This is a genomic window from Streptomyces sp. NPDC041068, assembly GCF_040647455.1.
In the GTDB taxonomy this organism is placed as follows: domain Bacteria; phylum Actinomycetota; class Actinomycetes; order Streptomycetales; family Streptomycetaceae; genus Streptomyces.
In genome coordinates this window covers 44708-57219 of record NZ_JBEZCG010000010.1, presented here as the reverse complement: position 1 = coordinate 57219, position 12512 = coordinate 44708, and the positions used below count along the sequence as shown (strand labels likewise).

At 69.3% G+C, this 12512-nt stretch carries 13 protein-coding genes; 3 read left to right on the top strand and 10 right to left on the bottom strand.

What is annotated here, in order from left to right; translation table 11 throughout:
• Positions 1-32: 32 nt before the first annotated feature.
• From AB0B50_RS23310 to AB0B50_RS23300, 3 genes are all read right to left on the bottom strand, one after another.
• Complete coding sequence (locus AB0B50_RS23310) at positions 33-893, bottom strand: pentapeptide repeat-containing protein (RefSeq protein WP_362335043.1); 861 nt, start codon at positions 891-893, stop codon at positions 33-35.
• A 292-nt stretch (positions 894-1185) separates the two neighbouring features.
• Positions 1186-2721: a DEAD/DEAH box helicase gene (locus AB0B50_RS23305; RefSeq protein WP_362335040.1), complete on the bottom strand. Its 1536-nt coding sequence runs from the start codon at positions 2719-2721 to the stop codon at positions 1186-1188.
• A gap of 142 nt (positions 2722-2863) precedes the next feature.
• Positions 2864-3067 (bottom strand): cold-shock protein, encoded by a 204-nt coding sequence (locus tag AB0B50_RS23300; RefSeq protein WP_030362889.1) that lies wholly within the window; start codon positions 3065-3067, stop codon positions 2864-2866.
• Positions 3068-3528: 461 nt separating this feature from the next.
• On the opposite strand from AB0B50_RS23300, the gene AB0B50_RS23295 reads away from it, so the two are divergent.
• Positions 3529-4473: a tyrosine-protein phosphatase gene (locus AB0B50_RS23295; protein WP_362335037.1), complete on the top strand. Its 945-nt coding sequence runs from the start codon at positions 3529-3531 to the stop codon at positions 4471-4473.
• A gap of 18 nt (positions 4474-4491) precedes the next feature.
• On the opposite strand, the gene AB0B50_RS23290 is transcribed toward AB0B50_RS23295, so the two are convergent.
• Positions 4492-5214: a VWA domain-containing protein gene (locus AB0B50_RS23290; RefSeq protein ID WP_362335034.1), complete on the bottom strand. Its 723-nt coding sequence runs from the start codon at positions 5212-5214 to the stop codon at positions 4492-4494.
• Positions 5215-5309: 95 nt separating this feature from the next.
• Here AB0B50_RS23290 and AB0B50_RS23285 point away from each other — a divergent pair, with 95 nt between their 5' ends.
• On the top strand, positions 5310-6065 hold the full coding sequence (locus AB0B50_RS23285) for a glucose 1-dehydrogenase (RefSeq protein ID WP_362335032.1): 756 nt from the start codon (positions 5310-5312) through the stop codon (positions 6063-6065).
• Between the two features lie 12 nt (positions 6066-6077).
• Here the strand turns inward: AB0B50_RS23285 and AB0B50_RS23280 are convergent, their stop codons facing one another.
• The 3 genes from AB0B50_RS23280 to AB0B50_RS23270 form a co-directional block, all read right to left on the bottom strand.
• Positions 6078-6434, bottom strand: a complete 357-nt coding sequence (locus AB0B50_RS23280) for a hypothetical protein (RefSeq protein ID WP_362335029.1) — start codon at positions 6432-6434, stop codon at positions 6078-6080.
• A 216-nt stretch (positions 6435-6650) separates the two neighbouring features.
• On the bottom strand, positions 6651-7751 hold the full coding sequence (locus AB0B50_RS23275) for a hypothetical protein (RefSeq protein ID WP_362335027.1): 1101 nt from the start codon (positions 7749-7751) through the stop codon (positions 6651-6653).
• 22 nt (positions 7752-7773) lie between these two features.
• The gene (locus tag AB0B50_RS23270; protein WP_362335024.1) at positions 7774-8001 is read right to left on the bottom strand and encodes a hypothetical protein; all 228 of its coding nucleotides are present in this window, start codon (positions 7999-8001) and stop codon (positions 7774-7776) included.
• Positions 8002-8148: 147 nt separating this feature from the next.
• Between AB0B50_RS23270 and AB0B50_RS23265 the strand changes: the two genes are divergently transcribed.
• Complete coding sequence (locus tag AB0B50_RS23265; RefSeq protein WP_362335022.1) at positions 8149-9048, top strand: chitosanase; 900 nt, start codon at positions 8149-8151, stop codon at positions 9046-9048.
• Positions 9049-9070: 22 nt separating this feature from the next.
• Here AB0B50_RS23265 and AB0B50_RS23260 read toward each other — a convergent pair whose 3' ends face one another.
• The 3 genes from AB0B50_RS23260 to AB0B50_RS23250 form a co-directional block, all read right to left on the bottom strand.
• On the bottom strand, positions 9071-9904 hold the full coding sequence (locus tag AB0B50_RS23260) for a carbohydrate ABC transporter permease (RefSeq protein WP_362335019.1): 834 nt from the start codon (positions 9902-9904) through the stop codon (positions 9071-9073).
• Positions 9901-10893 (bottom strand): sugar ABC transporter permease, encoded by a 993-nt coding sequence (locus tag AB0B50_RS23255; protein WP_362335017.1) that lies wholly within the window; start codon positions 10891-10893, stop codon positions 9901-9903. Before AB0B50_RS23255 ends, AB0B50_RS23260 begins: the two co-directional genes overlap by 4 nt.
• Before the next feature lie 123 nt (positions 10894-11016).
• A complete protein-coding gene (locus AB0B50_RS23250) occupies positions 11017-12282 on the bottom strand; it encodes a sugar ABC transporter substrate-binding protein (RefSeq protein ID WP_362335015.1) in 1266 nt (421 codons plus the stop codon).
• Positions 12283-12512 lie beyond the last annotated feature (230 nt).

The window sequence follows — 12512 nt, the reverse complement described above, 5'->3', positions numbered from 1 at the left end:
GGTCCCGCTGGGCTGCGGCCCAAGATGCCTCGCTAGTCGCTGCCCCAATGCGAAGGCCGCTCAAGGGACTTGGGCAGCTTCGTCCGCTCATCGCCCCTGGCCGCGTTCACCTGCGTCTGGGTGAGGAAGAGCGCGCCGGTGAGGTCGGCGCCCCGCAGGTCCGCGTCGCGGAAGTCCACGCCGATCAGGTCGGCCGCCCGCAGGTCGGCGTCCCGCAGGTCGGCGGCGATGAGGTACGCGCCGCGCAGGTCGGCGCCCTTGAGGTCGGCACCCTTGAGCCGGGCGCCGAAGAGGTCGGCGCCGCGGCGGTTCTTCTTCTTGCCGCCCTTGCGCAGGTGCTCGGCGCGGACGAGCTCGCTGGTGCGCAGGAGAAGGGTGTTGACCTCCTGGCGGTGTGCGGCCACATCGGTGGCGGCGACGGCCTCGGGGGTGCCACCGGCGAGGCGCTCCGTCGTGGCGAGGGCGCGCTTCAGGTCGGCGGCGATCGGCCGCGTCTGCGGGTAGGTGAGCGCCTCGGTCACGTACCAGAGCAGTTCGTGGAGTTGCCGCATGATCGGGAACACTTCGAACATCTGCCGGGCCGTGGCCGGATCCTTGCGCCAGTCGCGGCCCTCGAAGGTGCCCTGGGAGACGTGCTGTCCGGCCCCGAAGCAGTCGTACACCGTGCAGCCGCGGTAGCCCTTGTCCCGCAGTTCGCTGTGGACGCCGCAGCGGAAGTCCGCCTGAAGGTTGGTGCAGGGCTTGCCCGCGTCCTTGTTCACCGGGAAGTCCGAGGACTTGGAGAAGGCGAGGGCCACGCAGCAGAGCCCGAAACAACTGCCGCAGTCGGCGCGCAGCGCGGCGCGGTCGTCTTCCAGCAGGGGCAACGCGACGACTTCGCGCTCCGATGACATCGAGCGGGCTCCTTCGGGCGGTGGTTCGGGTGGTGCAGGTGATGCGGGGCGGGAGCGGCAGACGGCAGACGGCAGACGGCAGACGGCAGACGGCAGACGGCAGACCAGGTTCCCTGACCCTATTCTCCCGATTCTCCCGCCACGGCCAGGCCGGGCATGGCCTCGCCCCGAGGGGAGCCCCCCCTGCCCCTACTCCCACATGGCCACTACGGGGCAAACGGGCGGGCGGGTGGGAGACATCCGCCGCGAAGCGGCGGACCAGGGGATACCGCCGGGCACCCCAGAACCAAGGTCACGCCGACCCGCGACGCCCCCCGGCCCCGCTCCCGGGACGACCACCCCGGCGGCCCCGACCGCCACCACCGTTCCCCGCACCCCCGGAACCGGCGGAGCCACCCCGCGGCCGACGACGCCTCTGCGACGACGACCGCGCCGCGGGCGCCTGCGCGGGCTGCGGCACCTCGATCACCACCGGCACACCCGACGGCTCCCGCGCCCCGGTGATCCGCGTCAGCTCCTCGTCGGACGACGAGACCCGCGCCGTGTGGGGCCGGATGTCCGCGTCGGACATCAGCCGCGTCATGTCCCGCTTCTCGTCCGGCAGCACGAGCGTGACGACGCTGCCCGACTCCCCCGCCCGCGCGGTGCGCCCGCCCCGGTGCAGGTAGTCCTTGTGGTCGGTCGGCGGGTCCACGTTCACGACCAGGTCGAGGTCGTCGACGTGGATGCCGCGCGCCGCGACGTTCGTCGCGATCAGCGCGGTGACCTGGCCGTTCTTGAACTGGTCGAGCGTCCGGTTGCGCTGCGGCTGCGAGCGCCCGCCGTGCAGCCCGGAGGCCCGTACACCGTTGGCAAGCAGCCGCTTGGTGAAGCGGTCCACCGCCCGCTTGGTGTCCAGGAACATGATCACTCGACCCTCGCGGGCCGCGATCCGCAGGGCGACGGCCTTCTTGTCCGTCTCGTCGGCGACGTACAGCACGTGGTGCTCCATCGTCGTGACCGCGCCCGCGGACGGGTCGACGGAGTGCACGACGGGGTCCGTGAGGAACATCCGGACCAGGCGGTCGATGTTCTTGTCCAGCGTCGCCGAGAACAGCATCGTCTGGCCGCCCTGCTCGACCTGCTTGAGCAGCGCCGTGACCTGCGGCATGAAGCCCATGTCGGCCATCTGGTCGGCCTCGTCGAGAACCGTCGTACGCACCCGCGAGAGATCGCAGTCGCCGCGCTCGATCAGGTCCTTGAGGCGTCCGGGGGTGGCGACGAGGACCTCGGCGCCGCGGCGGAGCGTGCCCGCCTGCTTGCCGATCGACAGGCCGCCGACGACCGTCGCGACGCGGAGGTTCACCGACGTCGCGTACGGCGTGAGGGCGTCCGTCACCTGCTGGGCCAGCTCGCGCGTGGGGACCAGGACCATGGCGAGCGGCGCCTTCGACTCGGCGCGCTGCCCGGCCGTGCGGGCCAGGAGGGCGAGGCCGAAGGCGAGGGTCTTGCCGGATCCGGTGCGCCCGCGGCCGAGGATGTCGCGCCCCGCCAGGGAGTTGGGGAGGGTGGCGGCCTGGATCGGGAAGGGGTCCGTGACGCCCTGGGCGGCCAGCGTCTTCAGGAGGGCCTCGGGCATGTCCAGCTCGCCGAAGGCCTCGACGGCCGGCAGTGCGGGCGTGATGGTCTCGGGCAGTGCGAATTCGCCGCCCTGGACCGGCCTCGGCTTACGGCTCCCGGTTTTCTTCGCGGAATGCGAGGAGCGTGCCGAGCCGTTCGGCCTGCCTTTTCCTCCCGCGTTGGCGGGGCGCTTGCGTGCGGGGCGTGCCGGGCGTTCGGGGCGGTTCATACGGAAAGACCTTCCTGGTCGCTGGACTTCCGGACCTCTGAGCCGGTGCGGCTCTGGGCCCGTGGGGCCCGATGACAGCGCAAGCCGAGGCCCGCACCGTGACGGTGCGGGCCTCGGCTGTGAGGTTCGCGCGCTGCGACGATCAGGCAGGAACGATGTTCTCGGCCTGCAGGCCCTTCTGGCCCTGGGTCACCTCGAAGGAGACCTTCTGGCCCTCCAGGAGCTCACGGAAGCCGGAGGACGCGATGTTCGAGTAGTGGGCGAAGACGTCGGGGCCGCCGCCGTCCTGCTCGATGAAGCCGAAGCCCTTTTCCGAGTTGAACCACTTAACGGTGCCGGTTGCCATGTCAATCTCCTCAACAGGGGCAGAGTATGGAGAATCACGGAATTGCGAATCTCCAGCGCTGCAATGACCCCCATACCGGAGAGAACCGGAAAAACAATAATGCGCCCTCGGAGCATTCCCGTCAGGCGCACATAAAGTTCATGGGTACCAAAACTGCAACACAGAACTTTAACACGGACACGGGGCCCCTTGTTCCGGGACCCCGTGAGACGCACGACACTCGGCACGCACGGGCCGGCACCCCCGCCCGAGCCCCGCATCGACCCCCGCCCGCCTCACGGAACGACACCCTCCCCAACACCCCTTCCGCTCTACATAATTGACGATTCGTCAGTACTTCGAGCGCAGCCCTTCCTCCCTCGCGGGCACCTCGCTACCTTCACCGGACCACCCACCCAAACAATCGCTTGGTTGGGGCACCATTGGCCACGAGGCACCGCTACCGATGGGAAGGCGGACCGATGCGCATCTCTCGTACCCGTACCGCGACCGGACTGGCGATCTCCGCGCTCGCCCTGGGCACCCTGCCCGCCTGGGCGGCCCCCTCCGAATCCATCACGGCCGGTGACGCCCCCACCACCTACCGCCACGCCTCGTCCCACCCCCAGGCGCCCGCCCACCGGAACCTGATCCCCCTCCAGGGCGCCGTCAACGTACGCGATGTGGGCGGCCATCCGACCGTCGACGGCGAGAAGGTCCGCCGCGGCCAGGTCTTCCGCGCCGACGCCCTCAGCAAGCTCACCGACGCCGACCTCACCACCCTCTCGAAGCTCGGCCTGAAGAAGGTCATCGACTTCCGGGTGGCCGCCGAGGTGCAGTACGACGGCGCGGACCGGCTGCCCGACGGGCTCTCCCCCGTCTCCCGGCCGATCACCGACAACGGCCTGTTCACCCAGCTCCTCACCGCGATCGGCTCCAAGGACCCGGTCAAGCAGGAGGAGATGCTCGGGGGCGGCAAGGCCGCCGCGTTCATGCGGGACGTGTACCGCACCTTCGTCAGCGACTCCACCAACCGCGCGCAGTTCGCGGCCACCCTGCGCGACATCGCGAACAGCCGCTCGCCGCTGCTCTACCACTGCACGTCGGGCAAGGACCGCACCGGTTGGACGAGCTACCTCCTGCTGCGCCTCGTCGGCGTCTCCGAGCGCACGGCCGTGGGCGACTACCTGGCCTCCAACACCTACCGTGCCGCGTACGACGCGAAGCTCCGCGAGGCGCTCAAGCAGAGCGGCATGATGCAGAACCCGGACCTGATCATCCCGCTGCAGGAGGTCCGCACCGACTACCTCGACACGGCCCTGGCCGAGGCGGCCAAGCGCTACGGCGGCCTGCAGGGCTATCTGACCAAGGGCCTCGGCCTCGACGCGGGCACGATCCTGAAGCTGCGCGAGCGCATGGTCGACTAGGCCGCCCTCAGCCGTGGACTAGCCCACGATCCCGCCCGCCCGCGCCGCCGCGAGCCACGCCGGGAACTCGCCCACCAACTGGTCGTACAGCCGGTCGTCCGGCACCGCCAGCGGGTCCGTCCCTGCGTGGAAGAAGCCCGCGTTGTCGACGGGACGCTTCGCGGGGACGGCGAGTTCGTCGAGCCTCCGCAGATAGTCGAACTGCTTGCTCGTCGGATCGCCGAAGCCGATGAACTGCCAGAACAGCGGAAGCCTCGCCGCCTTGCACAGATAGCGCTCGGCGGCGAGCTTGTTGATCGGACCGCCGTCGGTCTGGAAGACCACGAGGGCGGGCTCGGTGGAGCCGCTGTCGACGTAGTGGTCGATGACCGCGTCCATCGCCAGGTGGTAGCTGGTCTTCCCCATGTGCCCGAGCCCGGCGACGATCTCGTCGATGCGACCGCGGTGGTTGTCGAGCGCGATCTCCGTCACCGCGTCGACGTCCGTGGAGAAGAAGACGGTCGGCACGACCCCGTCGTCGTCGAGGTGCGCGGACAGGCCGAGCACCCGGTCGGCGAGCGCCTGGACGCTGCCGTCCTTGTAGTAGGGCCGCATGGAGCCGGAGTAGTCGACGACGAGATAGACAGCCGCCCGCACCCCCTGCAGGCCGTGCTTGCGCAGACTGACCCCCGCGCTCTTGTAGAGACCGACCAGCGCGGGCGCCGAGTCCTCCACCTTGCGCAGACTGATCGCAGATTCCATGCGTCGCTCCGCCCTTCTCCCTTGCACGTACGACTGCTAGACCTTCCGCATATGACTGTCAGTCATATGCGGATTCGCTACGCATGGAGGGTGACATGGACTCCCGAAATACGCGAAAGGTCTCCTATGGCCTGGACGGCAGGACCGTCCTGATCACGGGCGCGGGCCGCGGCCAGGGCGCGGCGGAGGCGCGGCTGTTCGCCGAGGCCGGGGCGCGGGTCGTGGTCACGGACGTGCGCGAGGAGGAGGGCAGGGCGGTCGCCGAGTCCCTCGGGGAACAAGGGGTGTTCGTACGTCATGACGTCACCGACGCGGAGAGCTGGTCGGCGGCCGTGGCCCGCGCCCTGGAGGCCTTCGGGCGGCTCGACGCCCTGGTGAACAACGCGGCGCTGTGGCGCACGGCTGCCGTCGAGGACGAGACGTACGAGAACTTCGAGGCGCTGGTCCGGGTCAATCTGCTCGGGCCGTTCCTGGGGATCCAGGCAGTGCTGCCCGCACTGAAGGAGGCGGGCGGCGGGTCGGTCGTGAACATCTCGTCGACGGCCGGCCTCGTCGGCATCCCGGGCCACGCGGCGTACGGCTCGACGAAGTTCGGCCTGCGGGGGCTGACCCGGTCCTCGGCGCTGGACCTCGCGAAGTACCGGGTCCGGGTCAACTCCGTTCATCCGGGGGCGATCGACACCCCGATGATCTCCGCCACCTCCGCCGGGCGCGACTGGTCCCATCTGCCGCTGGGCAGGATGGGCCGCCCGGAGGAGGTCGGCGAGCTGGTCCTGTTCCTGGCGTCGGACGCGTCGTCGTACGTCACGGGCGCGGAGTTCACCGTGGACGGCGGGTCGACGACGGGGTGACGGCGCCCCGGCTCAGTGGCGGTCGGTCAGGAACACCGAGCGCAGCTTGAGGCGGTCCGTGGCGGGGTGCCCGTGCGGGCGCAGCGTCCAGGAGTCACCCGAGCAGTCGGGCTCGGTGAAGACCATCACCCACGTGTCGGTGTCGTTGTGCGGGGCGAACGCGGGCTCGGAGGAGTCCGGGTCCGCGACCTCGGGGAGGGTGATGCAGCCGGGGCTCACCGGGTCGTGCAGGGTGACCGACTGCGGCGAGCCGTCGAGCCCGGCGAACTTGTAGGAGAAGTCGCCGGTGGCGGCGCTCGCCGAGGTCGGCAGGGTGACGACGAGGGCGAGCGCGCCGAGGGCGGCGGCGACCGTGGTGCGAAGGCGCATGAAGTCCTTTTCCTTCGGGGGAGTTGGCGGACCCGCCCGGAATGCGGCGGATCCACCTGCGCCCTGCCCCGCGTACGCCCCTCCGATGCGCGCCGTCCCACGTACGGACGTGCCGCATCGATCCTGCCTACGCCATGTGAGTGACGGCGCGGGTGGCCTGCGGCTCTTTCGTTGCTCGCGCAGTTCCCCGCGCCCCGACGTGGCTTGCGACGGGTCCTACCCCGCCTGGTCCTGGAACGACGGCAGCGCGAAGATCCGCGTCTTGGCGTCGTCGTCCATCAACTCGACCAGGGGCATGACCAGTTCCCACAGGTCCTGCTTGTCGACCTCCCTGGCGAGGGCGTCCAGGTCGGGCTCGGGCAGCGCGCCCGCGGCGTCGGCGACGACCTTGCGGGACTCGTCAGGCAGCGCGCCGACCAGCGGCAGGAACTCCGCCCACAGGCCGGTGGCGACGACCGCGCGCACGACGCCGCCGAGCACCTCGGCGCCGCGCAGCGAGGGCAGTTCGGCCACCGCCCGCCGCTCCGCCTCGCTCAGCAGGGCCACCAGCGGCAGCAGGGACTCCCACAGGTCCTGCTCCGCCACGGTCACGACGAGGGCGTCGAGCCGGTCCTCGGGCTGTGCGGCGGCGAGCGAGGCGATGCGGCCCCGCTGCTCCCCCGTCACCATGCCCGCGACGGCCAGCGCCTCGGGCCACAGCCCTTCGGCCGGGGCGGAGGCGATGACCGAGGCGAGCCGCTCCGCGCCCATCAACTCGATGATCCCGCCGAGGCGTTCGGGCACGTCGATCGCGAAGCCCGTCCTGAGGACGGCGGCGTCGTCGACCTGCGGCAGGATGCGGCGCAGCGCGGAGTCCGACAGATGGCCGACGAAGCGCCCCATCGTCAGGTGGTCGCCGCGCTCGGCCAGCACCACCGCGATGCGGACGACCAAATCCTCGTCGAGCCGGTCGACGATGCCCTTGATCCGGCGCGGGTCGAGGTGTCCGCACGACTCGGCCGTGAAGGACACCGGCAGCTTCTCGATGATGTCGGCGGCGCGGGCCGGTTCGAGCCGTCCCGCGACGGCGGCGGCGAGGCGGGGGCCGAGCGCCTTCTGCGAGATGGCGGCCGCGACCCCGGCAGGCACCAGCTTGGTCGCGGACGCGATGCGGTCGAGCATGTCGGGCGCCCGGTCGAAGAGGGCCGCCACGCTCTGCGCGCGGAAGCGGCGTACGTCCTCGACGGGCAGCGCCTGGAGGAAGGCGAGCGCCTGCGGCTCGACGTCGAGCAGGCGGGCGATCTTGAGGGTCTCGGCCCTGCTGCGCAGCTTGTCCATGCTGACTCAAGCCTCCTTGCGGCTAGCGGAAGAGGATCCGGCGGACGGGGCCGCGGGCCAGGGCCGGCACGAGCTTCAGGGCTTCCTCGGCGGCCTCGTTCAGTCCCGCGGCCCGGCTCTCGCGCTCCCGCTTCAGCGCCTGGGTCAGTGCCGCCAGCCGCTGAGGCGCCAACTGCCCGAAGGACTCGGGTGGTTCGTCCCGCAGCTCCGCGCTCAGCTGCTCCCGTTGTTCGTGCGCTTCGGTGCTCACGTCGCCTCCCCGGGCTGACCTCCACGGCTGGGTACGGGTCCCGAGACTGGCGCCGAATTGACTATTAGTCAATAGAGTCGGATCCGGTCACCTGCGGCATGGGTCCGGAAGGCGCGCCGCCGCGAAAGCGCACGTAATCTTGGCCGAATGAAACGCGCTGGTCTCCTGCTTCTCGTCGCCGTCGCCCCGGTCGCCACGATGGCCGTCTACCTCATGGGCGCAGACTCCGACTCGGCAGGCGCGGCGGACCAGAAGGCTCCCGGCGCCGGACGCCCCTACGACGAGGACAAGTCGGCGGCCGAGAAAAGGGCCGACGACAAGCTGATCGCGTCGCTGCCGCCCGGCCTCGCCGCCCCGGCCAAGAAGGACCTGGCGCAGAAGCTCGTGGCGAGCGCGGAGAACTCGACGCTGAACTGGCGCGGCCAGTACGGCTACATCGAGGACATAGGCGACGGGAACGGCTACACCGCGGGCATCATCGGCTTCTGCACCGGCACCCACGACCTGCTGACCCTCGTCGAGCGCTACACGAAGGACCACCCGGACAACGGCCTGGCCCGCTATCTGCCCGCCCTGCGCAGGGTCGACGGCAGCGACTCTCACGAGGGCCTGGACCCCGGCTTCACCGAGGCCTGGAAGGCGGAGGCCACCGAGCCCGCGTTCCGAAAGGCCCAGGACAGGACGCGCGACCGCGTCTACTTCGACCCGGCGGTGCGCCTGGCCAAGCTCGACGGGCTCGGCACGCTCGGCCAGTTCATCTACTACGACGCGATGGTCCTGCACGGCCCCGGCACGGGCCCCCGCGGTTTCTACGGCCTGCGCGAGGCCGCGCTGAAGGAGGCGAACACGCCGTCCCAGGGCGGCAAGGAGAAGGCGTACCTGGACATCTTCCTCGACATCCGCACCAAGGCGATGAAGGAGAAGAAGGCCCACCACGACACGACCCGCGTCGAGACGGCCCAGCGCCAGTTCCTCTACGACGGCAATCTGGACCTGAGGACTCCGCTGACCTGGAAGGTGTACGGGGAGACGTTCAAGGTGCCGTAGCCCTTGAACGCCCCCCGGACGGTCAGCCCTTGACGGCGCCGGCCGCCAGGCCCGAGCCCAGCTTCCTGTGCACGATCACGAAGAAGATCATGACCGGCAGGGTGACCAGCGTGGAGCTCGCCATGACCGGGCCCCAGGCCGTCGAGTTCTCACCGAAGAACTGGTAAATGCCCACGGCCGCCGTGTACTTGTCGCTGCCCTTCATGAAGGTGTAGGCGAAGACGAACTCGTTCCACGCCGTGATGAAGGCGAAGATCGAGGTGGCGACGAGTCCGGGCGCGACCAGCGGCAGCAGCACCGACCAGAACATCCGCGGCCAGGACGCCCCGTCGATGTACGCGGCCTCCTCGACCTCCTTGGGGACGGTGGCGACGAAGCCGCGCAGCGTCCAGATGGCGAAGGGCAGCGAGAGGGCGATGTAGACGATGCTCAGCCCGAGCAGGGAGTTGAGCATGTCGTAGTCCCGCATCTGGATGAAGAGCGGGATGACCAGCGCCTCCAGCGGCACCATCTGCACGATCAGGATCATGATCAGCACGGAGGTGCGGAAGCGGAACTTGAACCGCGCCACCGCGATGGCCGCGAAGAGCGAGAGCAGTGCGGCCGCGATGATCGTGGCGAAGCCGACGAGCGCCGAGTTCAGCAGGTACGTACCGAAGTTGCCCTTTTCGAAGACGAACGTGAAGTGCTCGAAGCTGATGCCGCTCGGCAGCACGTCCGAGCCGCGCAGGGCGGCCTTCGGGTCGAGCGCCGTGGAGATCATCCAGTAGACGGGGAAGAGCGTGAAGACCAGGAGCGCCACGACCGCGACCGGCAGCCCGATGCGCGAGGCGTAAGTGGTGCGGCGGGTGGTCACAGGTCCTCCTCCCCCTGCCGGAACAGCGTGCGGATGTAGACGACGGTGATGACGAGCAGCAGCGCGGTCAGCAGGACGGCCGCGGCCGCGCCCGTGCCGTAGTCGTTCTTGGCGAAGGCCTGGATGTAGGAGAAGACGCCGAGGTTGTAGACGTCCTCGTTGGAGCCGTCACCGCCGGGCTGCAGATAGATCTGGGTGAAGACCTTGAAGTCCCAGATGGTGGAGAGGATGGTCACCACGAGGAAGACGGGCTTGATCGTCGGCACGGTGATGTTCCAGAACCGCTGCCAGGCGTTGGCGCCGTCCAACTCCCCCGCTTCGTAGAGCTCCTTGGGGATCGTCATGAGTCCCGCGAGAACGGTGATGGCGACGAAGGGGAAGCCGTGGTGGATGACGTTGAGCGTGGCGATCGCGTAGAACGGGCCGCGCTCGGTGAACCAGTTGGTGGTCTCCGGGTCGATCAGGCCGACCGCCCCGGCGATCTGGCTGACCATGCCGTCCTGCGGCTGGAAGAGCCAGATCCATACGTACGTCCCTGTCACCGCCGGCATGGCCCAGGCGGCGAGGATCGCGATCGAGCAGATCACCCGCCAGGTGGGACCCAGGCGGTTGAGCAGCAGCGCCACGAGAGTGCCGAGCGCGACGGTGAGGCCGACGCAGGCGATGGCGAAGAAGACGGTGTTGGGCAGGACCGTCTTCCACAGCAGGCTGCTGCCGAGCAGGTCGCTGTAGTGGTCGAACCCGATGTACGTCCCTACGCCGCCGCCGAACTTGACCTTGTAGTCCTGCAGGGAGAGCTTGCCGACCTGGATCAGCGGCCAGAGCAGCAGGCCCGCGAGGACCACGAGGGAGGGGGCGAGCAGGAGCCAGGGACGGGTGAGAGTGATCAGTTTCTTGCGGCGGCGGGCCGCCTCGGCCCCGCCGTCCGGCTGCCGGGGGACGCGGCGGGCCGGGGATTCCGGCCCGCCGCTGACGAGCGTGTCTTTCACGGTGTCGTGTCTTTCACGGTGTCGTGTGTTGCACGGTGTCGTGTGTTGCACGGTGTCGTGTGTTGCACGGTGTCGTGTGCTGCACGAGGCTGACGTGCTTGACAGTGGCGGACTCGCCCTCGCCTACTCGTCCTTGGCGAAGATCGCGTCCATGTCCTTCGCGGCCTTGTCCGCCGCTTCCTTGACGGACGACTTGCCGGTGAGGATCGACTGGATCATGCCCGGGATGACCTTCGACGCCTGGATCTCGCCGTACGACTTGGTCTTCGGGACGGTCGCCCCGGCCTCCAGCATCTGCTTGGCGAACGGCTCGACCAGCGGGTCCTTCTTCGCCTCGATCTTCTTCAGCTCGGAGTTCTGGCCGGGGAAGTAGTTGGTCTCCTCGGCCCACTTGGCGGCGAACTGACCGGTGGTCAGCATCTTCACGAACTCCCAGGCGAGGTCCTTGTTCTCCGTGTCGAACGTGGAGAGGTAGGAGCCGCCGAGGAAGGACTTGCTCATGCCGCCGTTCTCGCCAGGGATCGGCACCGCGCCGAGCTTGCCCTTGAGGTCCGGGTTGTTGTCGACGATGGCCTTCGGGGTCCAGTTGCCGCCGATGGCCATGGCGATCTCGCCCTTGTTCCAGGCGTCGCCGACCTCCTTCTCCGTCCAGGTGTTGACCTTGGCCGGGGAGACCTTGTCCTTGGTGGCGAGGCCCGTGTAGAACTCGATGCCCTTGATGGCCTCGGGCGAGTTGATGCCGGACTTCCACTTGCCGCCGGACTCGGTGGCGAGCTCGCCGCCAGCGCCCCAGATGAAGGGGGTCGCGAACATCTCGGCGCCGCCCGCCACCGGGAAGGAGACGAGCTTGGGCTCCTTCTCCTTGAGCGTCTTGGCGGTCGCCTGGAGCTCCTTCCACGTGGTCGGGGGCTTCAGGTTGTGCTTCTCGAAGATGTCCTTGCGGTAGACGATGGAGCGGACGCCCGCGTACCACGGCATGCCGTACTGCTTGCCGTCGAGCGTGCCCGCGTCCTTGAGGCCCTCGACGAGGTCGTCATTCAGGCCCGACTTCTTCACCTCGTCGGTGACGTCGACAAGCGCGTCCGTCTCGGCGAACTGCGGCACCCAGGTGGTGCCGACCTCCGCGACGTCGGGCACCTGGTCCGCGCCGCCCTCGATGGCGGTCGTGAACTTCTTCTGGGCGGTGGCCCACTGCTGGTACTCGACCTTGATCTTGGCGCCGGTCTTCTTCTGGAAGGCCTTCTCGGCCTCCTCGAAGAACGGCCGCGCGTCGGGGTTGGTCCCCTCCATGATCCAGACGGTGAGGGTCTTGCCCTTGCCGTCGGTGGCCTCGTCCCCCTTGTCGCCGTCATCGCCACCGCACGCCGTGGCGGTCAGTCCGAGACTCAAGGCGATACAACCAGCGGCGATGACACGTCGATTCATGCCGGCCCCCTCCAGGTTCCGATTGGTGGGAGCGATTGTGGTCACACAGGACAGGGGCGGTCTAGACCCATTGGGATAAGCGGCCGAACCGTAATGAGGGTTGCGGCTGACGCAACATACGCTCATGCCGTTGCGCACCACGCAACGCATGCGTCACGGCCCCGCGTTGGTCCGCGTCGTGCCGCATTGACAGG

Coding starts and splice junctions, on each gene's coding strand:
- AB0B50_RS23310 (WP_362335043.1), bottom strand. CDS start 893: ATGTCATCGGAGCGCGAAGTCGTCGCGTTGCCCCTGCTGGAAGACGAC.
- AB0B50_RS23305 (WP_362335040.1), bottom strand. CDS start 2,721: ATGAACCGCCCCGAACGCCCGGCACGCCCCGCACGCAAGCGCCCCGCC.
- AB0B50_RS23300 (WP_030362889.1), bottom strand. CDS start 3,067: ATGGCAACCGGCACCGTTAAGTGGTTCAACTCGGAAAAGGGCTTCGGC.
- AB0B50_RS23295 (WP_362335037.1), top strand. CDS start 3,529: ATGCGCATCTCTCGTACCCGTACCGCGACCGGACTGGCGATCTCCGCG.
- AB0B50_RS23290 (WP_362335034.1), bottom strand. CDS start 5,214: ATGGAATCTGCGATCAGTCTGCGCAAGGTGGAGGACTCGGCGCCCGCG.
- AB0B50_RS23285 (WP_362335032.1), top strand. CDS start 5,310: ATGGACTCCCGAAATACGCGAAAGGTCTCCTATGGCCTGGACGGCAGG.
- AB0B50_RS23280 (WP_362335029.1), bottom strand. CDS start 6,434: ATGCGCCTTCGCACCACGGTCGCCGCCGCCCTCGGCGCGCTCGCCCTC.
- AB0B50_RS23275 (WP_362335027.1), bottom strand. CDS start 7,751: ATGGACAAGCTGCGCAGCAGGGCCGAGACCCTCAAGATCGCCCGCCTG.
- AB0B50_RS23265 (WP_362335022.1), top strand. CDS start 8,149: ATGAAACGCGCTGGTCTCCTGCTTCTCGTCGCCGTCGCCCCGGTCGCC.